Raw genomic sequence first — 24,934 nt, forward strand, 5'->3', positions numbered from 1 at the left:
GCGCATTTTCGGTTATTCGGCAGCAATGGTCAGGGACGCCGCCTCCAGCCCGGGACTGGTGGCAGTTACCGTAATCTCCCCCTGCCGGTCACCCGACAGGATGATCGCCAGAGCCCGGCCCTGAAAGGCCTCCATCACACTCCCCGTAAATGGTGTATGGGATGTGGGATCACCGTTACCCACCGCCCTCAGGCTCCCTTCTCCCTGCACGGAAAAGGTGATTCGGACGGTGGCAAACGGCACCCTCCTGCCTTCCTCATCGATGATTTCCGCTTTCACATAGGCGAGATCCTGTTTGCCTTTCTGAATGGATTCCCGATCCGGTGTTAGCCTGATGGCCGCCGGCTCACCGGCAGTCTCCAGACGAAAGCGCTGCTCGCTGCCATCCTCCAGGCGTCCGACCGCCTCAACATAACCCGGTTCAAAAGGGACCCTCCAGGTGAGATAGGGGCGCTCTTCGAGACGCCAATGCTGCGACCCGTGGGGTCGGCCGTTAACCAGCAGCTCGACTTCCGGCAGGTTGGTGTAGGCATGGACGGTGATCTCTCTGCCGGGCTCGCTGTAATTCCAGTGTTCCAAAACGTCGGGCCAACCCCAGTCATGTTTGGCGCCCCAGGCCGGGATATCCTCATCGACCTGAACGGCGAGGTGCAGTACCGGCTCATCGCTCCACAACGCCTTGCGGAACCAGTAGCCCGGTTTTGTGAAGCCGGCCAGATCCACCACACCGGACACGGCACTGCGCCATGGCCATTTCGGCCAGTGGTTCCAGGGCTCCGGGGTGAACGGAGCCGTACCACCGATGCCGGCCTCGCCCAGATAGTCGAAGCCGGTCCACAGAAACTCGCCGGCCACGAAGTCTTCGGTATACGTGGTGAGCCAGGAATCGTAGTCGTATAGCGGATGGATCAGGGTTTCCGACCCGTAGATGACGCGATCCGGGAACTGCTCATGGTGCTCCCGGTATTGGGGCTCGCCGTAGTTGTAGCCTGCCAGATCCAGCAACTGCACGAATCCGCTCTCCTGGGCTGTGTCCACATGATCCATGCCGACGGTAAACGGGCGGGTGGTATCGTGGAGGGAGGCGATGTCGATCAGATCGCGCAGGATGTCGGCGCCGGATTCGCCCGTCTGCTGCTCGCCGACTTCATTGCCCAGGCTCCAGGCGATCACCGACGGATGGTTGCGGTCGCGGCGCATCCAGTCGGCGATATCCCGTTCGCGCCACTCCATGAAATGGGGTGCGTACCCGTACGGCCGTTTCGGCTCCAGCCATTCATCAAAAATCTCGCTGATCACCACGAACCCCATGCGATCTGCCAGCTGAAGCAGCTCGACAGACATCGGGTTGTGACTCAGACGCAGCGCGTTACTGCCCATTTCCTTCAGAATGCGGAGCTGGCGCTCGAGCGCTGACTCAAGACAGGCGGCGCCCAATGGTCCGCAGTCGTGGTGATTATTGGTACCCTTCAATTTGACATGCTCTCCGTTCAGAAAAAAGCCTTCGGACGGATCAAACCGGAACGTTCTGATTCCGGTATCGGTCTCGTAGCGATCCATCAGGCGTCCATCGTCCATCAGACGCGCTTCAAACCGGTAAAGATGCGGATCCTCAATCGACCACATTTGTGGTTCCGCCACTTCCAGTACCTGCTCCACCATCACCGTGTCGCCGATCCCGGAGTTCACATTTTGTGAACTTTCTGCAACAATGCGGCCCTGGCGGTCGCGCAGGGTAAGTTCGAGGGTCAGGCTGCGGCTTTCTGTGGAACCGTTTGCGATTTCGGCGGTTGCCCTGAGAAGAGCGGACTCGCGGGTAAGCGTTTCGGTCCGGATAAAGACGCCGCCCGGTGGAAAATGAACCGGACTGGAAAACAGGAGATCGACATTTCGGTAAATTCCCGCCCCGGTGTACCATCGTGAGTTGGGCTGGTCGCGTGTATCGGCTCTCACAGCCAGAATATTTTTCTGGCCGGGAGGATGCAAAAAGGGCGTAAGGTCATAGTGGATGGTTACGTAACCGTAAGGCCGGGATCCCAGATGGTGGCCATTCAGCCAGACGTCACTGTTGCGGTATATGCCTCCGAAGCGGATCGCAACACGTTGATCGGCGGTACTGTCCGGGAGTGTGAACGATTTGCGGTACCAACCCACGCCGGCAAACGTATAACCGCCATCGGGACCCGTGGCATATGCCGAGTCAAACGGCTGCTCTATGCTGTAATCGTGCGGCAGATCGACCATCCGCCATCCGCTGTCATCAAACCCCGGGGCTTCCGCTCCGGGCTGATCGTGCAACGCAAATTTCCAGTCGCTGTTGATCCGCTGTTCGCCGGGTTGCGGGTAATCGGTGGCGCATGCGGAAAATATCAGAGCCATGCATGCCGTCACAACGGTGTTCCTGTACCACATTATTCTCCTCCAAGGATATATTGCCGGGTTAGTGCCTGGCAATATATCCACTCGGGAAGAGAAAAACCGCTTTTTGGGTCGAGATGGTAAATCCGTTCTGTCCCTTTTGGAGAAGTTGTTCCGGATGGTTCCGTTAATCACAGAAGTGGCCACTGCGGTGGATGGAGTGATGGCTCTCATTCAACACCGCATGCCACCGGATGGATTCAATGCATTCGCTTGTGGCTCCGGACCAGACCAGCACGCTTTGCCTGTCTCGCGATTTTCGGGCGGGGCGGGGCGGCGGCGGCGGCTCCTCCGTGCAGAGCCGTCAAATCGGTTAATCCAGCTCTTCGACTCCCCGCATCACATCCTTGAAAAACTGGCCGGAGCGTGACGGGGTGTAATCCCAATCGAGAATCAGCTGCGGCGACCAGACCGGATCGAATACCCAGGCCACCCAGGAAATCCCCTTATCCTGAAAATATTTCATGAGGGTTCGGCCGTATTCTTCATCGCCGATACAGGGGATATGCGCGCCGGGGTCATCTTCCTGCATGAAACCGATTTCGGTTGCGATAACCGGGTAAGTGTCGGCGGCAAAACCGAAATCAATCTCCCATTGCGGCACCCAGGGTTGGTCCCGTTTTTGCGGATAGGGGTGGCTGACATAGGCGATGCCCGGGATATCGAGCGGTGCGTAATTAAGCGGGGTGAGATCGTAGGCCCAGTCGAATCCGCCGACCAGCGGAATGGCGTCGGGATTGTTGGCCCGGATGACGGCGATGATATCGGTTACGATTTCAGACCACTCCGCCCAGGTCAGTCGCCCCAGCTCTCCGTTGTAAGTTGTCGGTTCATTGAAAATTTCGTAGAGTGCCACGGTGGGCTCATCGGCATAGCGGCGTGCGATGATGTACCAGAACTCGAGGGTCTCCGCCATGGTAGTGTTGTACATTTCATGCTGGAACAGTTCGGTACGCAGGTTTCCGATGGAATGCCAGTCGATAATCACATAGAGCTCATACTCCTTGGCCCATTCGACGGCCTGATCGAGCAATTCCAGGTAATTTTCGGGACCGCGTTCGCGCCAGGCGCTGGGGTGTACCGGAAGCCGTATCACGTTGGAGCCCCACTCCCGCGCGGTTCGGAACAGATCCTCTCTCCACTCTCCAATGCTCATCAACCGATCGGGATCGGAGAAATTGATTCCCTGGAATATGATGGTATCCCCATATTCATTGACAAAGCTGTTTCCTTGCACAAAAATCTGCGGAAGGCTTTCCGGGCTTCGGGCTTCGGCTACATTCATACCCGCGGCAAAGATCATCAGTGACAGCAACAAGACAAATTTTTTCATTTTACCCATGGTTTGATTTGGAAAAGTTGTGTATCCGTTTGGATGTCCCGCACTCGATCCTGCCACTCATTCAGATGCTACAAAACGATTTTGCGGAAATCCATCCGAACACATGGACAAGAATCCCCCCTCCTTTTATAGTAAATCCATTTGATTTAATAATTACTTCCTTATAAGTACGGCAGATCAAACCAGAAAAGCAACGGGGCGTAATAAAAAAAATCCGGTTTGTTCGTTAAACCCGGTATATTCCAGCCAATTCTTCCGATTGACCATATTTTATTTTTCTCTGCCAGCGCACATTCTGCCTTTTTATGACCTATCTCTCTGTCGAACAGCTTTCCAAGTCGTACGGCCTCAAGCCACTTTTCGAGCATCTCACTTTCGGGATTTCGAGAGGAGACAAGACCGCGCTGGTGGCCCCGAACGGAACCGGTAAATCCACGCTGCTGCGGGTACTGGCAGGCAGCGAAACTCCGGATAATGGTGAGGTGATGGTGCGTAACGGCATTCACCTGGGATTCCTGGAGCAGGAACCCGTACTCGACGACCGGATGACCATTCGCGAATACATTGCCGGTGGGGAATCCAAAATTCTGGAGGTGATTCGTGAATACGAAGCGGCCACCCGGGCGCAGGCCGAGACATACAGCGCATCCACCCACGCACGGTTTGAGAAGGCAATGGCAGCCATGCATGCCGCCGATGCATGGGACTACGAACAGCGGATGCATCAGATCCTTAGTAAACTCCAAATCACCGAACTCGACCAGCCGATCGCTTCCCTTTCCGGTGGTGAACGCAAACGGGTGGCGCTGGGCTTCGTACTGCTGGACAACCCCGATCTTCTGCTACTGGACGAACCGACCAACCACCTGGATGTGACCATGATCGAGTGGCTGGAGCAATACCTGGCTACCGCAAATACCACCTTGCTGATGGTGACACACGACCGGTACTTCCTGGATCGCGTTTGCAACCATATCATCGAAATCGACCACGGTAAACTGTATCAGCACAACGGCAACTACAGCTACTATCTCAGAAAAAAGGCCGAACGCCTGGAAGTGGAGCAGGTGGCGACCGACAAGGCGGGGCAGCTTCTGAAGAAAGAGATTGAGTGGATGCGGCGCATGCCAAAAGCGCGCGGAACCAAATCGAAGTCACGTATTGCCGATTTCTATGACACGGCGGAGAAGGCAAAAAAGCGGAAAGAGGGTCCCGATTTGCGCCTGGAAGTGAATATGCAGCGCATGGGCAAGAAAATCGTGGAGGTCAGCGGACTGAAGAAGCGATTCGGTGACACCGTCATTCTGGACGGTTTTTCCTATTCGTTCAGCCGCGGGGAAAGGATCGGCATAATCGGGAACAACGGCACGGGCAAAACAACGTTTTTGAATGTCATCACACAGGAAGAACCGGCCGACGCCGGCGAAATCGATACCGGCAGCACCATTGTCTACGGGCATTACCGGCAGAAAGGCATCGACCTGGATGAAAACATGCGGGTTATTGATGTGCTGAAGGAGATCGCCGAGGTCATCGAGCTGGCTGACGGCCGCAGAATTTCGGCTTCGCAATTCCTGGAGCACTTCATGTTCTCCCCGAAAATGCAGTACACCCCGGTGGGCAAGCTGAGCGGCGGTGAACGCAGGCGGCTCGGCCTGATGATGGTGCTCATCAAAAATCCCAACTTCCTGATTCTGGACGAACCGACCAACGACCTTGATCTGGACACCCTGAACCGCCTGGAGGATTTTCTGATGAACTTCGGAGGATGCCTCATCATCGTGTCACACGACCGGTTCTTCATGGACAAGCTTGTCCAGCACTATTTTATCTTCGAGGGGAACGGGGTGATCCGTGATTTTAACGGGACCTATCGCGAGTACCGGGAGAAGTTGGAGATGGAACAGGCCGGCAATTCGGGCGAAACCGACGGCGGCAAGCGGCAGAGTCCATCCGCATCCAAAGGAGAAAGCCGGTCAGACGCCGCCGATACAGCCAACACAGCATCCACCGATCCGAAAAAAAGAAAACTTACCTACAAGGAGCGCAAGGAATATCAAAAGCTTGAGCAGGAGATCGGAGAACTGGAGGCGGAAAAGGCGGAACTGGAGTCGGCCCTGAGTACCGGCGACCTGGAGTACGATGAGCTGCAGCGCATGTCGCTTCGATACGGCGAGCTGGATGGAATCATCGATGCCAAAACAATGCGCTGGATGGAGCTGGAGGAGCGATCCTCCAACTGAACATGGCCATGCCGGTCAGCGCTCCACGCTTCGCAGCTATCCCCGTTTGCTGCGGGGATGCGGCACCGGATTTTTTGCGCCGGACTTTTGCGGCGGATTTTAGCGCCGGACTTTTGCACCAGATATTTTCGCCGGACTTTTAATGCCGGCTTTTAACGCCGGATTAAAACGCCGGACGGCCGCCGCCATCAGCTCCGGCTGTTCCATTTATCGAGTGCGGTCTCCATGTTATCTTCCAGGGAGGTTGAGGCGTAGCACTCCTGGCATTGCACCCAATAGACCCCGACCAGCTCTGCGGCCATGGCCTGTTCGCTGCCGCAAAACGGGCACTGCTTCACTTCAACTTCTTCGGTAACGCTGCTGCCATTCCATTCCATCTTGCTCCTCCGTTTTATGCATTCGGTTCATCCCACTGTTTGTTCGACGCTCCAGACAAATGCCCGTATACCCTGCTGCCGTGCGCCTTTTTCAATCTCTTTGACTGCATCCAGCAAGCCTTCCACCTCTCCCTCGGGAAGAACTACGAGAAACGAACTGTTGAGGCTCGGCCAGGCGTGCGTCCCCATATGGGGGTCGCCGTCTTCGGAGCCTTTCCCCTGCACTTCGTTCCACTGCGTAAACCCGCGGATCTTCAAAGTGGCCAATGCATCTTTTACTTCATCTCCCACAATCATGTTGCAGATAATCATTACCGCTTTCATGGTTCTATCGTTTTTTTTGGATGTCTTGTTACACATGGAAATAGCCGGCAGATGCCGGGGCTGCACTCAGGGGTCACACGAACCCCGCCCCGGCACTGCCTTGATTGGTTACGCCACCAGTTTCTCCCTCTTCGCGTAGGTATAGAGCACCGGTACCAGATACATGGTGATGAAGGTGGAGAAAAGCAGTCCGCCGATCACCGCAATACCCAGTGGCTGCCAGGTTTCGGACCCTTCGCCGGTACTCAGAGCCAGAGGAAGCATCGCCAGCATGGTGGTAAAAGCCGTCATCAGAACCGGCCGCAGGCGATCCGTTGATCCTTCTATGACCGCCGTACGCAGAGTCATCCCGCGTTTCTTGAAAATATTCACATAGTCCACCAGAACGATCGCGTTCTTCACCACAATACCGATCAAAAGGATGGCCGCCAGAAACGCCATAATGCTGAGCGGCAGGCCGGTAATGAGCAGTGCGAGAAATACCCCGGTAAAGGAGAACGGTATCGAGAACATGATGATGAACGGATCCCGGTAGTTTTCAAACTGGGATGCCATAACCGCGAACACCAGAAAGGTGCACAGGATCAGGAGTGTCAGAAGGTCGCCAAACGCGTCCATTTGTGTCTCGTATTCCCCGCCGAAGTGGATGCCGATCGTCCGGGGAATTTCCATCTCGGCCAGCATGGCCTCCATATCTTCCACGATTTCTCCCGCCGTACGGTCGTAGTTATCCAGCGTCACACTCACCACCCGTTCCTGGTCCACGCGGTTGATTTGCGGCGCTGTTGTGCTCTCTTCAACCGTAGCCACATCGCTCAGCCGCACCACCATCCCCTGGGCAGTGTGGATGGGAATGCTTTCCAGCCTGGAAATCGTGTTGCGGTACGATTCGGGGATACGAACGCGGATGTCGTACTCCTCGCCCGCCTCGCGGTACCGGGAAGTCGTGCTGCCCTGCACCGCCAGATTCAGCGAATTGGCAATGGTGGCGGTGTTGAGGCCGAGTTGCGATATCTTCTGCCGGTCGGGCCGGACGATCAGCTCCGGACGTTCCGGACGGATCGAGACCTCTACGTTACGCGCTCCCGGTATGTTCTCTGTCCGTGATGCGATTTCGTACGCCAGCGGAAGCGTCGTCTCCAGATCATCACTGCGCAACTGAAGCTCAATGGCGGCGGTTCCGGCGCCCATTCCACCGCCGTCGCTTACATTATAGCTGTACAGTCCCGGAATCCCGGCCACATACCGGCGCACCTCTTCGGCAATTTCAAATATGGATTTGTCCCGTTCTGTTTTCGAGACGAAACGAACGGAGATTTCCGCGATATTGGACCCGCCCGCCCCGAACAGGCTTGCAATCCCCCCTTCGTCGGAAGCGCCGGCTTCGGTCTGGATGATTCGCAGGATATCACCGTACTGCTCACGGATCCATTCCTCCACCTGCTGGTTGGCTTTGAGGGTTTCCTCCAGCCGCTGGCCCGAATCAAACTCCATGGTAATTTCAAGCTGACCGTCATCCGCCGCCGGAATGAATTCGGTTCCCAGCATCGGGACAATCGCCAGTGAGCTGCCGAAGATAAGCAGACATACGGCAATGGTGGTTTTGCGGTAATGAAGTGTTTTGATCAGGCTGTATTTGTATACCCTGTGCAGACCGTCGAGGAAGCGTTTCAGCGGACCCGTAATCCGTTCGAATTTTTTATCGGCTTTTTCCTGTTCCTCCCGTGGTTTCAGAAATTTCGACGCCAGCATCGGGATGAGGGTCAGTGCCGCAATGGTAGATACCACCACCGTTATGGAAACCAGCGCGCCTATGGATGAAAACATGATACCCGCGATTCCGCTGAGGAACGTCAATGGCAGAAATACCGCGACTACCGCCAGGGTGGTGGCAAAAACAGCCAACCCGACTTCGGATGAGCCGTATATGGCCGCTTCGGTGACCCGTGAACCCCGCTCTATCTTGGTGGTGATGTTCTCCAGGATAACGATGGCATCGTCAACCACCATCCCGATGGCAATGGCCAGCGACGACAGGGTGATCATGTTCAGGGTATTGCCGGACAGATCGAGAAAAATGAACGCCCCGATCAGGGAAAACGGTAGCGTCGATGCGATGATGATCGTCGCCTTGAGCCGGCGCAGAAAGAACAGTACAATCAGAATCACAAAGACTGCCGCGGCAACCAGCGCGGTGGCGAGGTTGAAAATGGCGTTCAGCACGAAGTCGGAGCCATCATGCATGACGCTGAAATTGACATCGGCCGGAAGCCGCTCCATCTGCTCCTCAATCACCCGCAACGCTTCCCGGGCGACCGTGACGGTATTCGCGTCACTTTGCTTCATCACAATGATGGCGGCGCCCTGTTCCCCGTTGATTCGCACCTCCTGGGTCACATCGCGGTAGCCGTCCCGGATGGTGGCCACATCCCGAAGGTAGAGCACCTCACCGTTGCTGCGTCCCAGAACGATATCCTCCAGTTCATGGACACTGTTGAACTCGCCGGGTACCCGGATGTTGTAGTCGGTCAGGCCCATTTTTATGTTTCCAACCGGCATGTTGATGTTCTCCGCGGCGATAATCTGATTGACCATGGAGAGATCGAGGTTGTACGCTTCCAGTTTGACCGGATCCACTTCCACCTGGATCTCCCTGGTGGGGCCACCGGATACAAACACGGTTCCAACCCCCGGCAGCCGCCGCACGGCATCACCGACCTCCGTGTCGATCAGTTCGCGAATCTCGAAATAGGATTCATTGGCCGTGAACGAACCGACAGCTACGGGAAACAGCCCGGTATCGATCTTAAATATGATGGGGAAGTCAGCGCCGTCGGGCAATCCTTGCCGGCTCAACTCCAGCTGGTCACGAATATCGTTAGTGGCGATATCCAGGTTGACCCCCCAGTCAAACTCCAGGGTAATCAGTGATACATGGTCTTCCGATGTGGACCGGATTTCCTTGATATCGGATACGGTGGCCAGAACGCGTTCGAGCGGCTCGGTCACATTACGCTCCACATCTTCGGCGCCGGCGCCGGGATAGGAAGTGATCACCGAAATAATGGGGGGCTCAATCTCCGGAAGCAGGTCGACAGGCAGGCGAAAAAGCGATACCATCCCCAGCACAAAAATGGCGACAAATACCATGGTTGTGGTCACCGGCTTTTCTACGGCTATTTTAGGCAAGTTCATTGATTTACAAAATTTTTATGATTAAGGGCGAATCAGAATCGAAAAACGGTCACCGGAATTGCGCCGAGCGCACAAGCTGCTGCAGCATCATAATCCCGGGATCATGGAGTTGCGATGAATCTGCGTGTTTACGGCTCGTACTTCCGCTTCTCCACCTCCATACCGCTTTCCAGGCGCTGCCTTCCCTTGATGACGACAAAGCTCCCCGGCTCAAGTCCGTCTTCAATCGCGACCACATCGTCCAGAAATACGCCTGTGGTTACCACCTGCCGGGTCGCGCGGTTGCTTTCATCCACCAGAAACACCACATCCCGTGAGTTGGAGCTGGTGCCTCGCATCAGAGCTTCGCGCGGGATGAACAGGCCTTCCTGCGAGCGAGTTTCGAGTTCGGCTCTGGCAAACATGCCGGGTTTAAGGAGCCCTTCGCGGTTGTCAATCAGTATTTCCACACGGAATGAGCGGTTATCCGGGTTGACCGTAGGAAAGATCCGCCATACACGGCTTTCGAACTCCCGGCCGGGGAGCGCGTCTGCACTCAGATATACCCGCTGACCTTCAGTGATGTACGGCAGCATGGATTCGTTGGCACGCACCATCAGCTTGAGTGTATCCAGCTGCATGACCTGAATGATGCCGGGGGAGCCGGATGCCGTCGGCGACGCGGAATAGAGCTCGCCTTCCTCGAACCATTTTTCGGTAACCACGCCGTCCATGCGTGAACGGAGTATCGTGTTTTCCTCCAGCAGGCCCAGGTTCACCTGAGCATTCTCGTATTCGGTTTGGGCCATATCGATCTGCTGGCGGGTCACCGCGCCCTCTTCACGCAGTGGAAGAAGCCGTTCGTACTCTCTTTTGGTGGTCTGGTAGGCGATACGTGCCTGCCGCAGCTGGTTGTCCACCATCTGCACCAGCGGATCACCGGCCTGAATCCGGTCACCCTCCTGCACATAAATTCGGTCGATGCGGCCCGGAGCATTTGAGCCTACATTCACCTGCTTCCAGGGTTCCAGCGTACCCGGATAGGTGACAAACAGTGAACGGGTGGATATTTGCGCCTCGACGCCTTCAACTACTACCGGGTCCCGGAACTCCTGTTCCTCCACTTCGGCAGTACATCCTGAAAGGATTGCGAAAAAGGCCATCGAAATTAACAAGCTGGGTATTACAGGTGCGATTTTCATTTTCATATTGTTTTGTGACAGTCGTTAAAAAATGGTTGAGGCAGCGAGATTCGTTACCGGGCCGCCAGCTCCCCTTTCAGCTGATCAAGGGAAACAAGCGTGATTTGGTACTCATAAAATGCCTGAAGGCGGTTGAACCGGCTGGTAGTGTACGCAAGCTCCGAATTGTGAATATCGGTCTGGGTCCCGAGTCCCTGTTCAAACCTTATCACCGACAGTTCATAGGCTCGTTCGGCCTGCTGCAGGGCGAGTCCGGATACTTCAATACGCTCCCTTATCTGTTTGAGCCGGTTGTTCACGGTTCGGATTTCGGTGAGGAGCGCTTCCTCGGCGGCGGCCCGCTGCTCTCTGGCCTGTTCCACACCGATACGTGCCTGCTGTACCCGTTCTCGGCGGCTGTTTCCGGAGAAGATGGGCACCTGGATCTGCAGACCGACGGCCGCGGAGTTGGCCCAGTTGTAATCCCCGAAATCAAACGAATCGTCCTGGGTTTCGTACTGGTAGCTGCCGAAAGCGGAGAGTGTCGGATACAGCGACGACCGCTCGATCTCCACATTGGTCTCCATAAGCTGAATCTGCCGATCGAGCATGCGGAGCAGATAATTGTTGGTGATCAGCTGCCGGTTATGCGGAGTGGCGGCTTCATGAACCGGACGCATGTAGGCCGGCTCCAGTTCGCCTTTGATGGTGATATCCCGCTCCCCGGTAATTCCCATGATATTTTTGAGTTGCAGTTTGGAAGCTTCCAGTTCGTCTTTTGCCTGCAGTAGCTCGGGACGCAGGTTTTCTACCTGAACCTCAGCCACCAGTATATCGTACTCGGTGGCCAGGCCTTCATCGTGGAGTCTTCTGACTTCAGCGAGCCGCTGTTCGGCATTCCGCATGCGTTTCTGCGTGACGTCACGGACCTCGCGGGAGAGCAGCACCGTGTAAAACGCCCGCTTGACATCGGCCGTCACCCGATTCCTTGTATCCTGCAGCCCGACTTCCGTCAAGCCGCGTTGTTCGGATGCGGCCTGTCTGGATTTGATCAGCTGCCTTGAATAGAGCGGCATGGATGCGTTGAGAGAAGCCTGGTACGAGTTGTTATAGCCTATCTCTATAGAGCCACCGTTCTCCATTCCCGGGATGCCCATGCCTCCACCCAGAAAAAGAACAGGTTTTTTCACATTTCTGACATACTGGCCGCCGAAAGAGATGTCGGGAAGGAATCTTCCGGTCACTTCCCTGACAGATGACTCGGAAGCCTTGACTTCGAATTCGGATATTTTAATCTCCCTGTTGTTTTCCAATGCGATGTCAACGGCCTCTTGCAGGCCTATTGGCCCGGACGGTTCCGCCCGTAGCGGTGTGATGGCGATGAGTAATCCTGCAAGGAGGATAAAATGAAATACTTGATTCATTGCGGTCATTGGTTTCGTTGTTTGGATCAGCCTGAACCGTTGTCACCTTTCAGATCCTTTTCGGGATACTGAAGGCCATGCGGCTGACGCCGGCAGTGATCCTTTTTGATGATGGCGGGGCCCAACACGTCATCGGCAATTCCCCGGTGCCATTCACCCCGACCCCACGGACCCAATTCCATAACCGCTTCAGATTCCGGGTGAACAAGCACGAAAGGAAACTAAATAAAATATTCAAGTTTCCAAAATAATCTTTTTCCCTTTTACCGCCCCCTAACCGGCCGACTATGAAAATCCAACGCAAACACCATCCGCCAAACACACACCATGCTGCACGACGGATCCCTCCGATATATCGACCAACAGAATCATTAATTCATTGTTTATGTTGTAATTGCACTTCCCTTAACAATTAGTCCACTACCCTTTCGTGCGATATCTTCCCCCACCTGATAGTACCTCAAATTCGCAAAGTTTTTTTTGCAATCCGGGTTTATATCTCTATTCAAATTGATGCAAAAGTACTAAAAACGGAATTTTTAGTTGACACAAGGAAACTTTTGTCGTATTATGAGTTCCCAAGAGAGGCACTCCTCTTGAAACACAACATCCACACTTAACTCATTAAGACCATGACTATGAACTCATTTTCCAACTACACCATGACCGCAGTTATTGCGGTGTTCTTTCTTTTCGGAGCTGCCGACACTTCACGCGCACAATATCAATTTGAACAAAAGCCCATAACCTTCGGGATCAGCACGGGACTGACCGTTTCCGATCTCTGGGGGGATGATGTCGGAGGCACTGATGTCCGGGCCGGCTTCACAGGGGGCCTGTTCATGAACTACCGGCTGACGCCCTATTTCTCGATCCAGCCGGAAGCCAACTTCGTGATGAAACACAGCCAGGTCAACGACGGTGTACTGGGTGAGGGCGAAAAAACAAGGTATCTGTTCAATTACCTGGAGATCCCGGTTCTGCTGAAAGGACACCTCTATTCCGGCAGTGCATTGACACCCAACATTTACGCCGGACCCGCCCTGGCGATCAACCTCTCGGATGACGATGTGGATGACCTCAGATCCGTTGACTTCGGGTTTGCCTTCGGCGGCGGCTTTGATATTTACCGCACGGTGATGCTGGACCTGCGCTACACCCTTGGGGTCGTCGACCTCTTTGATGTACCCGCGGATCCATCCGCCAAAAACGGCACGTTCGCGGTAACACTGGGTATCGGCTTCTGATACCTTATGCCAGTTGCTCCAGCCCGCTTACTATTTCATTCAATCAACCCAACATATCCCCCAAAAGCCATACTCTGACCGGTATGGCTTTTCTTATTCGCAGCCATATCTTTTATATTATTCCCGCGGCCACGTAATTTCCGGTCTCTCTTCAGGTTCTTTCCACCATCGTAGTCACATAATGAAAGACAAAATCCAGAAAACGGCACTCGAGCTGTTTAAAAAGCACGGCATCCACTATGTTTCCCTCGACCTGATCGCGAAGAGTCTCGGGATTTCAAAAAAAACGATCTACAACCACTTCAAAAACAAGGAGGAGATCGTCCATCGATGTATCGAACAGTATTTCGAAGAGCGAACGGTACAGAACGATGCCATTCTGGAAGAGGCCGAGCACACCATCGAAGCGCTGGTCAAGGTCATAAAATCATCCTTGAAGCACACCGCACGGATCAATCCCCTGATGTTCGAAGAGATCATCCGGTACTATCCTGAAGTTTCCAGCCTCATTACCGAAAAGCATTATTCCAAAAGATACATTCGCCTGCGCGAGATGATTGAACAGGGAAAAAAGGAAGGTCTGTTCAAAAAGCATATCAACAGTGATATCATGGCCAAGGTATTCCTCTCCCAGATCAATCTCACGATGGATTATGATACTTTTCCGCTGGATGAATACTCTCGCGAGGATCTGGTCGAACACATCTTCTTCAGTTTTATTAGCGGCATTTCGACATACAAAGGGCAGGCGGTCATCACCGAATATCTGGAAGAGCATGGCTGACAGGCCGGCACCAGGCCTACCCGGATTGATGTCACGCCTCCCGGCAGCCGCCCAAAAATCCGGAGAACACCTTCGAAATGGTGTTGCGCCGATGCCGTTTGACAGGGGCACCGTCCGTTCGAAGACAGACTGCCAAAATGCGATCTGTAAACCGGCGGGTTACGCGGGAATCAGTTTATAGAGCTTATCCGACCGGCGGATTTTCTCCGGGACCGCCGTCGAAAACAGATCGCCTTTGCCCACTTCCGGAACCACCCGGTCATCCACACGCAATTCCGCAGCAGTGGTGGTAACCACCCCGGTCGAAGGTCCGGTTACCATAATCCTGTCTCCGCTCTGAAGCGTCCCCGTCTCCACCTGGAATACCCCCACACCGAGATTGGCATAGAAGTTCCGGGCCGGACCCAGGTAGACCTTCTTCACCGTCGCCTTCGATCCATGGACATCACTCCATTCACCCATTTTTCGTCCGAGGTAGTAGCCGTCCCAGAACCCCCTGTTATAGACCGTTGCCAGCTCCTCCTCCCAGCGCCTGATTTTCTCCGGCGACCAGCTTCCGTCACGGATCGCTTCAACCGCCTCGCGATAGCAGGTGACCGTCGTATGCACGTAGTCGGCCGACCGGCCCCGGCCCTCGATTTTAAGCACTTCCACACCGGCATCCAGCACCTTGTCCAGGAACCCGATGGTGCAGAGGTCGCTCGCGCTCATGATGTACTCATTGTCGATTTCCAGCTCGGTATCACTGTGCCTGTCTGTTACCGTGTAGGGGCGTCGGCAGTTCTGGATACAGGCTCCGCGGTTGGCCGATGAGTTGTGGGTATGCAGGCTCAGATAGCATTTTCCGGAGACGGCCATGCACAGCGCGCCATGGATAAAAACCTCCAGCCGCACTCTTTGACCGCCCGGGCCGCGAATGTCACGTTCCTGAATCTGACGATGGATTTCCGCCACCTGATCAAGGTTCAGTTCCCGGGCAAGCACCATCACATCCGCCCATTGGGAATAAAACGCTACGGTTTCGATGTTGGTGATATTGCATTGCGTGGAGATATGGACCGGTAGCCCGGCGCTGCGGACATAATTCATTACGGCCGGGTCGGATGAAATGACCGCCGAAACCCCGCTCCTGGCGGCGGCATCAACCATGGAGCGCATGGTATCCAGATCCTCGTCGTACAGGACGGTATTGAGCGCGAGGTACGTTTTCGTGCCGTACTCCCGGCAGCGGGCAGTAATATCGGGCAGGTCGTCGGGGGTGTAATTGTTGCGCGACCGGGACCGCATGTTGAGCCGTCCCAGGCCGAAATACACCGCGTCAGCGCCGGCCTTCAGAGCGGCGGCTAGCGATTCGGGAGAACCGACGGGGGCCATTATTTCCGGAGCTTTCATCATATCCCTGAAAATACGGAATTAACGTGTGGATAGGATGAAAATTCTTCGTGGTTAGGTGTGACGCTGCCATCGCGTGTGTTGCGCGCCGAGGCAATGCGACGACCCGCCGGGCGAGAGCGACTCTGCGGTCAATACGAGAGTTCGGTACTGATGCCGAACGCCTCCGGATCCAGTCCAAGCATTTCAAGTTCGTGGCGTACGATGAATGTGCTCAGCAACTCCAGATCGTGGATCTGCAGCATGTGCATTGACCCGTCACGGACGAAATGATGTCCCGGATGACCGGCATTTTCCAGCCAACTGAGGTCTACCTGCCCCGGATAGAAGACGGGGATCTCGTACCACTCCGGGTCGGCCTCATGCAACGGTCCATCTGTGTACCTTGCCTGTATTACCGGATTGGCATCCGGGTATTGTGTCGATGGCGGATTGTCCGGATCCCTGAAAGCGACCCGGTAAGGCACCGAAACATAATGCCATCGAGCGCCGGCGCCATCGGTGTGTACGGCAAACGCGACGTTGTAGGAATTCCCGTCGGCAATGGGTTTGCTGTCGATGGGGCCCGGGGCATCCAGGGTCCGTGTGATGGAAATATTCCAGTAGCCTTCGCTCCAGTAGCCATTTGCCTTCAGGGCACCACGACTCCCCTCCGGTTCCCGCAGGAAGCGATGAGGCAGCGCGTCCCCGTCCTGCCAGTCAATATCCGGATCGAATGGAGCAGCGTTGCCCTTATACAAAAAATAGGGATCATCCTGGGTGTACAGGCGGTCCACCAGACTGTCTTTGCGAAGCGCATGCCGGTTGACGGTTCGCACATCAAACATGTACCGGGGCTGCCCCGTGTCGTCGGTGTTATCGGTGTACATGGAGGTGCCTTCGGATCCGTGCCGGTAATCGAGGACATACCCGTTGTCGGCATACCCGAGCGGGTTCGAACGATGTGCCCGCCACTGCCATAAATCGAGAAAGGCCCCCTTTTCGCGCAACTCATCCAGCTCATCCTGCGGCCGTACCTGTGCCCAGTGGTGCCCGCCGTCCATCTCCTGCTCCCTGGACTCTCTGATGTACTTTCTAACGTCAGAGCGGCCCATTGTTTCGCCCAGGTGGGGATGCGCTTCAACCTCTTGCGCCGATGCGGCATCCGTCATGGACCGCATGCCGGGGTGCACCGTAACAAATCCGCCGATTTCAGCAAACCCTTCAACCGACCCGTCGTCCAGCATCATGGAAAAGCGATCTTCGTAGAGCCCGTGGACATCCGGACCCTGGCCTCCGCTGCCATACCGATTCCAGGTGCCATCCTCATAGACCAGATACTGGTGATACCACGAGGGCCTGTCGGTCGCATATCGGAAATGCACACGGACCGAGTCCCTGTTGTAGGTAAATGCAACATCAAGTGAGCGGACAAGATCCTCTTTTGCAGGGATGTACACATTGCGGTCATGATCCACATAAAGTGGGCTGGATGGAGCCAGAGCGGGGGTATCATACTCTGCGGAAAAAGCTTCGCCGGGTGCGCCGCTGCCCGTTTCACCGGGGATGTCTTCGCTGCCGGATCGGTCCGGCCTGTCCTCACACCCGGCTGATGTCAGAGCCAGCATCAGGATGAGCGCAAGACCCGACAGCCGGGAAGAAGTAAAAAAAACAGATGTTTTTATACGGATAATGAATAGCATGATTTTTCGGAACATGAAGAGGGTGAATTTGGGTATAGTGGCTGAGAAACGATTCCGGAGCGAAACCGGCCCCCTGCCTTACAGTCATGGTTGGGAGCTTCCTAAATAAAAGAATTATCGCTAAAACGAAAACATGATATCACCTTCATTTTTCCTCATTTACCATCCGGACAACTCACGGTTGTTAAAAAACAGCCCCCTTCGCTGTCTCAACGTCCGAGACGGCTCCTGTATCAACCGGAACATTCTCTGAAATCCTCCAATCCACCATGCGCTATGAAAAAATCAAATAAAAAGCAACAAGGCTTTGCTACTAAAAAAAGAAACAGGTATTATTTCCTATGACTTGCATCAAGTCGGGCATATCATGGCACATCAAAAATCTATTTCGTCTAAAACATTCACATAATTCTGCGAGTTATGATATACAACCTACAAACTTCAATATTTTCGATACTGGCACTCCTTGTGTTAGTGAGTGCTTGCAGTTCTACCTCTGCAGTTGAGGATACCGGCCCTCAGTTACCGGACTGGTACATGAATCCTCCCGAGGATACTGCGGAATATCTCTACTCTATCGGTGAGGCTGAATCCCAAAGACGTGGAACCGCAATTGACCAGGCAAGTATCAGCGCGCAAGGAGCGATGGCACAAAAGCTGGAAACCGTGGTAGAGGGTATGCAAAAATTATTTGAAGAAGAAATCACCTCCGGTGAAGAAGCCAATTACCGCGAAGCCTGGACCAACGTAACACGAGCGATCACCCAACAACAACTTCGGGGTGGTTCAGTGATTCAGCGGGATTTTATGGTTAATGATGATACGGGGAGATATGAGGCCTTTGTTCTCTATCGTTTGCCTGTTGGCGAGGCCAGGTCTCAATTGGAGAACTCCCTGTCCTCGGAGGAAGAGCTCTACACCAGATTTCGTGAGTCACAGGCCTTCCAGGAAATGGATCAACGGATTCGGGAGCTATCCGGAGGCAACTGACGGGAAGTATTTGCATGCCGACAGCTTCAGTCAAGAGCCTTAATCTGCGGATTACGGCTCTTTTTTTTGCCCGCTCACTTCCGCTGCTCCAGTCACGATCGATATCCCCTCTACTCCGGGCAAACCGGAGCACAGCCTGTAGGCCTCACATTCATGAAAACCGGCCAGTCACACTGCGCTCATGCCGGGACACGGCCGTGATCCATGTCCGCGCGCTGGCGGCGCTCGGTTTCGTTAGTATCCCAGGTTTTTCCACAGAGCATACAGTTGAAGAAGTCCTGATAGTAGTAGGTGTAGGAATACCTGGGCCTGTCTTCGTAGTGATATGTAACGGTGTCACTGAACATGCTTGTGCTCTTGCCGGTGTAAACCCGATCATAGCTGACCGAGCGGTCGTATCCCAGATACAATGAACCCAGAATATTGGCGGATTTCCATATGCGGCAGTCCGTGCATCGCGAGGCATGCAGATACTCACTGCCCTGCTGGCCCATCCGCAGAAAGAAAAAGAAGAGGAAAATGCCGTACAAGGTGATGACGAAGTTGCTGTAGCTGATGTCAAGGACGGCCATGCTTGTAAAGAAGAAAGCGGTGAAACCGGCAGCCAGCAGCAACCACATCACCAACTTGAGGAAGGCGTTAGGCAGACGTGTGGTTTTCCCCAGCAGGTAGATCAGGGGCCATGTCAGTAGCAGCGGCAGGCCGAAAATACTGTACAGAACCACAAGCGCCAGGCCAATGAAGATCAGAATGACGATGATGTGCACAATCCATCCCACTCCACGGGACCAATCCTTAAGCTGGTCAAGGCGACCTGTGATCCAGTCGGTTCCAACGGGAGTGAACCAGGGAGGGGACTGCAGGAAGAGATTGGGCAGGCCTGCTTTCTGGACATGATTGATGGCCGTCATTTGATCAATAGGCCTGGTTTCGGTTTCACCCTGACCCACAATTCGGGTTACCTGATCGTTTTCCATAATCACGGCCGTCCTGTTCCATCGCTGCCCCTGCTCGACAACCATTACGCGAGGAAACAGGTAGACCGTCTGCCCGGTTTCACGGTCATCCAGCCGTCCCAGAGGCACACCCAGTCGCCGGGTTACCTGGTTGATATCGGCGCCCTGCAACAACTGCTCCAACCTTTCCCGCTTGTAAAGACGCTGATTTGACGCGTTCACAGTGGGCAAGCTGATCGCGGTCAGGTCTCTGCGCATGACCCTGTTTTGTACATAGGCCACGTTGCCGCCATCAGTCAGCCGAACTCTCTGTCGCTGTGTACTGAAATCACTGATATTGGAAAGGTTAATAGCTCGTGCACCGTTTTCACCCACTTCACCCATGTCGGCAGTTCCCTGCGGTTCTCTGTACAGCCTGGTGCCGGGGGGCAGGGTCACGTGATAATAGCGGTCAATAGCGCTGTAGGGCAAAAGCCCTCGCTGTCCGTCAGCCAGCTCCACCAGAATATGGCGTCGGTACCTGGCAACCGGCTTGAGCTCGGCACCCCGGGGTACGGACGTTTCGATCACACGGTCGCCTTCGGTAAATTGGCACATAGAGATGAAACTGGTGGCCTCGTGGGCACGTAAAGTCTCATCGACCACCGGAGGCGGCCCCGGCACTTGTTCGTATTTTGATATTACGGCACCGATGGCCACCACCGCTACCAGCGCAACCCCTCCCAGCATGACAAAAAGCTTCATCGGAAAGCGGTGCCGGATGGAGTACAAGGTGTACTGGGCCAGCGGATGAATTCGTTTCGCAGGATCCTCTTCCTCCCACTCATACTCCTCTTCTTCTTCGCCGGTATCCTCTAGCGATGACGCCATCATTCCGAGCAACTCCCTGGCTTCCGGTTCGCCCAGTTCGATGGCTTTTTCAACGTGGCCAAGCGCTTCCTCTTTACGATCGTTGGCAATAAGCATACGGGCAAGATTCAGATGGACCTCTCCCTGCTGGTCGTCGTACGCCAGTGACTCCTGCAAGGCAGCAATGGCCTCTTCCGGCTCTTCGCCGAGAAATTTGGCCAACCCGTAAGAATAGTACCTCCTGGCATTATCCGGTTGGGCCTCGATAGCTTTCCGGTAATAGGGATACGATTCCTCGTAGCGCTCGAGCATGCGCAGGCACTCGGCAATGATAAAATTCTCACTTTCCTCCGGCTCCTTTTCAGCCGCCCTGAGAAGAAGATCCAGAACGGTTTCCCAGTCAGGGTCGTCAAAATTGTGGGCAACAACCCCGCGTAGTGTCAACACGGCAGGATCATCCTGAAACTCCTCGCTGATCCTGTCCAGTGTCTCATACGCTTCATGATACTCCTGCTCATGGTAGAGTGTATAGGCATAGGCGTAATATTCATCATCCGTCATTTCAACTTCATCGCCCGCCTCCCGATACCACTTGAGCGCCTCTTCAAACCGGTAGGCTTTAAAATGGCAGTAGCCCATTAGGGCTTTCAGCTGGTTTGCAAGCTCCTCGCCGGTTAGTTCATCCTCAAGTGCCTGCCGGGCATATTCCAGTGCCTGTTCGTATTCCTCGGCCTCAACGGCCTCTGAAGCCTTTTGAAAAAGTTCAAGCGGATTCGATTCCGGATCGTCCCCGGACAATGGTTCCTGGTGATCATCAGTCATAATTCCCTCCCTGTCAGTTTGCCGGTTCTCTTTCGGTTGCCGGACGGACGGGCTCCCATCCACCCAGTCTCATTTAGTCACGGCTCCTCTTCCTGTCATTTAACACCCCTTCATAACATGAAGCCAATAAATAATCCGATCATCAGGCCGCAAGCTCCGTAATAATTTCATGGCAGCCTGACTCAATATGCTACAAATTACTTTTTTGCACAATAACTTTCGGCGGTTCTTGTCGGGCGGCCTGCTCGGGATAAACCCGGTCTCTCCCCGGCCTGATGTATCCGCGACGTGTGTGCTAGGTCATGCAGCCCTGACAAGTGTTTCTATTTCCGAGAATCATCAAGAATCGCTCCTGCAGGAAAAGAGTTATCGCCCGTGGACGGAACCGCAGACGTTTCACCTATTTGCTTGTGCCGTGGCGGGATCCGCAAAAAAGTATAATGAGGCAGATCTTTCAGGCGCTTCACTAATTTAATTGTGCCATGGCAGGTCGTTTTATATATTGGATAAGGGGTATCAGCAAGAGCTTGCATCATGTCCCTGGGTCCAGCGTATTATTTTTGGCCACGGGATATCATCACCATTATTATTGCCAATAAACGCCGGGGGAGTATTACCATGAAAGTGGCAGGCGTATTGCTTTTCATTTTATTTGCTGTTCAAACTACCGCTGTTTCCAGGTCTGGTGACTACAAACGCAGTGCTATTTCGAGTGTGGAATCTGTCTGGATCAAGCCGGGCGCGAATATCGACATGCCGCTGGACTTCGAATTCTTCGAATCCATGATGGGCCTTTATGTTGAGATGCCCCGTTTTGATTACAATGAACTTCCCGACGCGGTGGTGGACCGGTTCAGGAACAGGGTATCACGCATGAACGTGATTGATGAGCAGGACCTGGCTGAGTTGTTGCAGGAAACCGTTGGAGAGGCTATCCTCGACATCCTCAATGACCCGGAGATCATGAAGAGCCGCGGACTGGCCCTGCGAGACGAGTCGGCTTGGCAGACCTTCGCAGCCACCCGTGCCAGGTCGGTCGGCCTTACGGTCGAGGAACTTGAGCTCCTGATGAACTCATCCTATGTGTACCTGCCCTATGTCAGTTCCATTACGGTTTCGCTGTCCAGGGCGGAAGCCGGATCTTCGCCTGGCCGGAGCTTCTTGCGCGCGCTTCAATCCGATGATCAATCCGCGGAAACTCAAAGAAGCTCAACTACCGCTTACAATTCGGTGCGGATCGAGGGGGGTATTATCTGGTTCTCGGTGAATATTTGCCCAGACGGGGAGGTATCCATCTCGGAACTGCTGAATGTTACAGCCGGTGCCGGTGGGCGTGCCGAAAGGGGAAGAGAGCACACCTTCCGGGTCGGCAATGACACCTGGGAAGTCAATTCACGGACCTATGCCCTGTACGAGGCTACACAGAACTGGGTACGCCAGCTGGGTGTAGAAACCAGAGGCATTCCCGAGTTTCAGCTGAGGGGCAGCATTGTGGAAGTCCTGTCCGGCAGAAACTACTCACTGGCCCTTGGGCGTGAGGAAGGGGTTTATCTGGATGACATGTATGAACTTGTCGAGCTTCGGCGGGAATCGGACGGCACGGAATCTGCCGCGACAGTCGGCTATGCCAGGATTACCGATGTAGGTGACAATACCGCCGACCCGTTAAACTACTCGACGGCAAGTCAGCTTCTTGGCAGAAGGCAGGGAGTCGGGATCATCGCGCGCGAATACCCGCGGATCGGGTACGACCTGAGAATAACCATGGGGATTTCGGACGGTCTGCTGATACCGGCCTCGGAAATCGGCTGGCTGCTGAGTGATGTCACGCGCACATATGACCTGAACCTGAGCTATGCCTATAACCTTGCGCCTGTGACCGGAATCAGCCAAAGCTTCCTGTCCATCGACATCGGACTCGGGTTTCCCGTCGATTATGACCGGGCACCCGCTTTTGACGACGGTTCGCTGCTGTTACTTGATTTCTACCTGGGCTATACAAAGAAATTCTGGTTTGCCGGCCGAAACAATATCGGTCTTCGTTTCGGTGCCGGCCTTGATGCCATGCGTATGAGTGCCGGCGACGACAACAGCCTCACGCTGTTTTCGGCTGGAGGCCGTGCGTCACTGGACTATGAACTGCTACTCGGACCTGCCTGGAGTTTCAGTATCGGGGCAGGATACAAGATGGCCACACGGCCGCTCCAGGCTTCAATGGAAGTGGACGGAGAGTCCGGCGAGTTTCTGGTGGAAGAGAGTGAGATAGACCTTGGCGGCGTCTTTTTTACCGCCGGTATCACCTACTCTATCCGTAATACCGGACTCAATCTTTTCGGGTTCCTGGATGGCTTCCGATCCAATTGAACACATATCGACAGTGGCTTCCCGCCATATCCATTTTTTTGATATTAACAATTAATCTCTGAATGATGAAAAAACGGACAATAGCCCCCTTCCTTTTTCTTGTATTGTTCAGTATTACGGCGCAGGCAGTGGCTCCTGACCTGCCGGTTTCGCGTCAGGCAAGGCTGGTGGAACGCACCTCGCCGGCCGAGGTGATGATCGAAGCAACCGGGATCTACCGATCTTCCGAGTCACGTTCCCGAAGGATAGAGAGAGACCTTAATGACAATGGTGTGACCATGGCCACCCGGGATGCAAAAAAGGCAGCCGTCTGGTTCCTGCTTTTTGGCTCCACCGATCCCATGCTTTCCACCGATGATGCCCGGAACCGGTTTCGCCCTTATGAATCCCATTTCTTCGACCTGGACCATATTGAGCAGTGGATCGCGTGGGAACAGACGGGGCTGGTCGAAAGGGTCCGGACTGTCGATGGAACGGGCCTGCAGATCACAAAACGATTCCGCATCAACACCGAAATGATTAACAGCGAGCTTGAGCGTTTCCGTATCATTGAAGCGCGCTCGGACCTGACCGAGGCCATCGGCCGGCCCTTCGTCATGGTCCTGCCTCAGACCGCATCCAACCAGAGCCCGATCGAACTGCTGCAAAGCGATCAGTATATCCGCCATGCCGCTGCTGTTGTGGAAAGCTTTCTCACCTCCCGGCTCTACGATGTGGTCGTCCCCGAACAGGTAAGCGGACTAGACCAGATGATTTCGGCCCTGAACCTTGTGGAAGGTCAACAGGAAGACTACGCCTACCAGATTGCGCAGCAAATCGGCAGCGATATCTACATCACGTTTTCGAGTACGGAGGAAGATGCGGGGTTCGGCACAACCCGTACATCCATGCTGGTTCGCGCATTTGAAACCACAACCGGACGTCTGCTCGGAACCGAGACAGGATACAGCCAGGGACGGCGCGGGGAGCGTTCCGTATCCATCGAGGAAGCTATGAACGACGCCATAGACAAGGTGCTTTCCCGCATTAACAACTACTGGGTAGATGACATGAGCCGGGGGATTCAGTACAAGATAGTGCTCAATATCCCCGACTTTTTCAGCCGTGACGACATAGAGGATATTCAGTTCGCCTTTATGGATGCCGTGGACGCCATCACCCGATCTTCACGGGAGAACATTGCCACCAGCCGAACTCTCGATTATCTGATCTGGTGTGACCCTGGTGAATATGCCAACTCCAGAAATGTTTACCGTTCTCTTATGCGCGAATTCAACCGTTACGGCGGCATCGGGCGCATCCGTTCTGTGACCATCAATCGAAAACTCCTCGTACTGGAAGTGGATCGGGGATAATTCATTGCTC

The 24,934-nt window shown here is 54.4% G+C and carries 17 protein-coding genes; 6 read left to right on the forward strand and 11 right to left on the reverse strand.

The genetic code is table 11. The features are described from left to right. Positions 1-12: 12 nt before the first annotated feature. Positions 13-2,379, reverse strand: a complete 2,367-nt coding sequence (locus QA596_06565; GenBank protein ID MDG5767120.1) for a glycoside hydrolase family 2 TIM barrel-domain containing protein — start codon at positions 2,377-2,379, stop codon at positions 13-15. A 352-nt stretch (positions 2,380-2,731) separates the two neighbouring features. Then, positions 2,732-3,751 (reverse strand): cellulase family glycosylhydrolase, encoded by a 1,020-nt coding sequence (locus QA596_06570; GenBank protein ID MDG5767121.1) that lies wholly within the window; start codon positions 3,749-3,751, stop codon positions 2,732-2,734. A gap of 314 nt (positions 3,752-4,065) precedes the next feature. Here QA596_06570 and QA596_06575 point away from each other — a divergent pair, with 314 nt between their 5' ends. Beyond that, complete coding sequence (locus tag QA596_06575; protein ID MDG5767122.1) at positions 4,066-6,003, forward strand: ABC-F family ATP-binding cassette domain-containing protein; 1,938 nt, start codon at positions 4,066-4,068, stop codon at positions 6,001-6,003. Between the two features lie 188 nt (positions 6,004-6,191). Here the strand turns inward: QA596_06575 and QA596_06580 are convergent, their stop codons facing one another. The 6 genes from QA596_06580 to QA596_06605 form a co-directional block, all read right to left on the reverse strand. Continuing rightward, a complete protein-coding gene (locus tag QA596_06580; protein ID MDG5767123.1) occupies positions 6,192-6,380 on the reverse strand; it encodes a Lar family restriction alleviation protein in 189 nt (62 codons plus the stop codon). 27 nt (positions 6,381-6,407) lie between these two features. Continuing rightward, positions 6,408-6,704 carry a hypothetical protein gene (locus QA596_06585; GenBank protein MDG5767124.1) on the reverse strand — a complete coding sequence of 99 codons (297 nt, stop codon included), beginning with the start codon at positions 6,702-6,704 and terminating at the stop codon, positions 6,408-6,410. A gap of 108 nt (positions 6,705-6,812) precedes the next feature. Next, on the reverse strand, positions 6,813-9,893 hold the full coding sequence (locus QA596_06590; GenBank protein ID MDG5767125.1) for an efflux RND transporter permease subunit: 3,081 nt from the start codon (positions 9,891-9,893) through the stop codon (positions 6,813-6,815). A 134-nt stretch (positions 9,894-10,027) separates the two neighbouring features. Next, positions 10,028-11,080 (reverse strand): efflux RND transporter periplasmic adaptor subunit, encoded by a 1,053-nt coding sequence (locus QA596_06595; GenBank protein MDG5767126.1) that lies wholly within the window; start codon positions 11,078-11,080, stop codon positions 10,028-10,030. A gap of 53 nt (positions 11,081-11,133) precedes the next feature. Continuing rightward, on the reverse strand, positions 11,134-12,483 hold the full coding sequence (locus QA596_06600) for a TolC family protein (GenBank protein MDG5767127.1): 1,350 nt from the start codon (positions 12,481-12,483) through the stop codon (positions 11,134-11,136). A 26-nt stretch (positions 12,484-12,509) separates the two neighbouring features. Then, the gene (locus tag QA596_06605) at positions 12,510-12,665 is read right to left on the reverse strand and encodes a hypothetical protein (GenBank protein ID MDG5767128.1); all 156 of its coding nucleotides are present in this window, start codon (positions 12,663-12,665) and stop codon (positions 12,510-12,512) included. Positions 12,666-13,121: 456 nt separating this feature from the next. On the opposite strand from QA596_06605, the gene QA596_06610 reads away from it, so the two are divergent. Both QA596_06610 and QA596_06615 read left to right on the forward strand, forming a co-directional pair. After that, on the forward strand, positions 13,122-13,730 hold the full coding sequence (locus tag QA596_06610; protein MDG5767129.1) for a porin family protein: 609 nt from the start codon (positions 13,122-13,124) through the stop codon (positions 13,728-13,730). Positions 13,731-13,911: 181 nt separating this feature from the next. Beyond that, positions 13,912-14,514: a TetR/AcrR family transcriptional regulator gene (locus tag QA596_06615; GenBank protein ID MDG5767130.1), complete on the forward strand. Its 603-nt coding sequence runs from the start codon at positions 13,912-13,914 to the stop codon at positions 14,512-14,514. 159 nt (positions 14,515-14,673) lie between these two features. Here QA596_06615 and QA596_06620 read toward each other — a convergent pair whose 3' ends face one another. Continuing rightward, positions 14,674-15,909: a U32 family peptidase gene (locus QA596_06620; GenBank protein MDG5767131.1), complete on the reverse strand. Its 1,236-nt coding sequence runs from the start codon at positions 15,907-15,909 to the stop codon at positions 14,674-14,676. A 128-nt stretch (positions 15,910-16,037) separates the two neighbouring features. Further along, complete coding sequence (locus QA596_06625) at positions 16,038-17,588, reverse strand: ethylbenzene dehydrogenase-related protein (protein ID MDG5767132.1); 1,551 nt, start codon at positions 17,586-17,588, stop codon at positions 16,038-16,040. Between the two features lie 537 nt (positions 17,589-18,125). On the opposite strand from QA596_06625, the gene QA596_06630 reads away from it, so the two are divergent. Next, a complete protein-coding gene (locus tag QA596_06630) occupies positions 18,126-18,578 on the forward strand; it encodes a hypothetical protein (protein ID MDG5767133.1) in 453 nt (150 codons plus the stop codon). 179 nt (positions 18,579-18,757) lie between these two features. On the opposite strand, the gene QA596_06635 is transcribed toward QA596_06630, so the two are convergent. Continuing rightward, positions 18,758-21,205, reverse strand: coding sequence for a tetratricopeptide repeat protein (locus QA596_06635; GenBank protein ID MDG5767134.1), 2,448 nt, complete (start codon positions 21,203-21,205; stop codon positions 18,758-18,760). Positions 21,206-21,739: 534 nt separating this feature from the next. Between QA596_06635 and QA596_06640 the strand changes: the two genes are divergently transcribed. Both QA596_06640 and QA596_06645 read left to right on the forward strand, forming a co-directional pair. After that, on the forward strand, positions 21,740-23,569 hold the full coding sequence (locus QA596_06640) for a hypothetical protein (protein MDG5767135.1): 1,830 nt from the start codon (positions 21,740-21,742) through the stop codon (positions 23,567-23,569). 62 nt (positions 23,570-23,631) lie between these two features. Then, positions 23,632-24,924, forward strand: a complete 1,293-nt coding sequence (locus QA596_06645; GenBank protein ID MDG5767136.1) for a DUF6175 family protein — start codon at positions 23,632-23,634, stop codon at positions 24,922-24,924. Positions 24,925-24,934: the final 10 nt, after the last annotated feature.

It is taken from the genome of Balneolales bacterium ANBcel1, from assembly GCA_029688905.1.
Lineage (GTDB): Bacteria > Bacteroidota > Rhodothermia > Balneolales > Natronogracilivirgulaceae > SLLW01.

What these genes read in the sequence shown, in the direction of transcription:
- QA596_06565 (MDG5767120.1), bottom strand. Translation starts at nt 2,379, where the DNA reads ATGGCTCTGATATTTTCCGCATGCGCCACCGATTACCCGCAACCCGGC.
- QA596_06570 (MDG5767121.1), bottom strand. Translation starts at nt 3,751, where the DNA reads ATGAAAAAATTTGTCTTGTTGCTGTCACTGATGATCTTTGCCGCGGGT.
- QA596_06575 (MDG5767122.1), top strand. Translation starts at nt 4,066, where the DNA reads ATGACCTATCTCTCTGTCGAACAGCTTTCCAAGTCGTACGGCCTCAAG.
- QA596_06580 (MDG5767123.1), bottom strand. Translation starts at nt 6,380, where the DNA reads ATGGAATGGAATGGCAGCAGCGTTACCGAAGAAGTTGAAGTGAAGCAG.
- QA596_06585 (MDG5767124.1), bottom strand. Translation starts at nt 6,704, where the DNA reads ATGAAAGCGGTAATGATTATCTGCAACATGATTGTGGGAGATGAAGTA.
- QA596_06595 (MDG5767126.1), bottom strand. Translation starts at nt 11,080, where the DNA reads ATGAAAATCGCACCTGTAATACCCAGCTTGTTAATTTCGATGGCCTTT.
- QA596_06600 (MDG5767127.1), bottom strand. Translation starts at nt 12,483, where the DNA reads ATGAATCAAGTATTTCATTTTATCCTCCTTGCAGGATTACTCATCGCC.
- QA596_06605 (MDG5767128.1), bottom strand. Translation starts at nt 12,665, where the DNA reads ATGGAATTGGGTCCGTGGGGTCGGGGTGAATGGCACCGGGGAATTGCC.
- QA596_06610 (MDG5767129.1), top strand. Translation starts at nt 13,122, where the DNA reads ATGAACTCATTTTCCAACTACACCATGACCGCAGTTATTGCGGTGTTC.
- QA596_06615 (MDG5767130.1), top strand. Translation starts at nt 13,912, where the DNA reads ATGAAAGACAAAATCCAGAAAACGGCACTCGAGCTGTTTAAAAAGCAC.
- QA596_06620 (MDG5767131.1), bottom strand. Translation starts at nt 15,909, where the DNA reads ATGATGAAAGCTCCGGAAATAATGGCCCCCGTCGGTTCTCCCGAATCG.
- QA596_06625 (MDG5767132.1), bottom strand. Translation starts at nt 17,588, where the DNA reads ATGCTATTCATTATCCGTATAAAAACATCTGTTTTTTTTACTTCTTCC.
- QA596_06630 (MDG5767133.1), top strand. Translation starts at nt 18,126, where the DNA reads ATGAATCCTCCCGAGGATACTGCGGAATATCTCTACTCTATCGGTGAG.
- QA596_06635 (MDG5767134.1), bottom strand. Translation starts at nt 21,205, where the DNA reads ATGACTGATGATCACCAGGAACCATTGTCCGGGGACGATCCGGAATCG.
- QA596_06640 (MDG5767135.1), top strand. Translation starts at nt 21,740, where the DNA reads ATGTCCCTGGGTCCAGCGTATTATTTTTGGCCACGGGATATCATCACC.
- QA596_06645 (MDG5767136.1), top strand. Translation starts at nt 23,632, where the DNA reads ATGATGAAAAAACGGACAATAGCCCCCTTCCTTTTTCTTGTATTGTTC.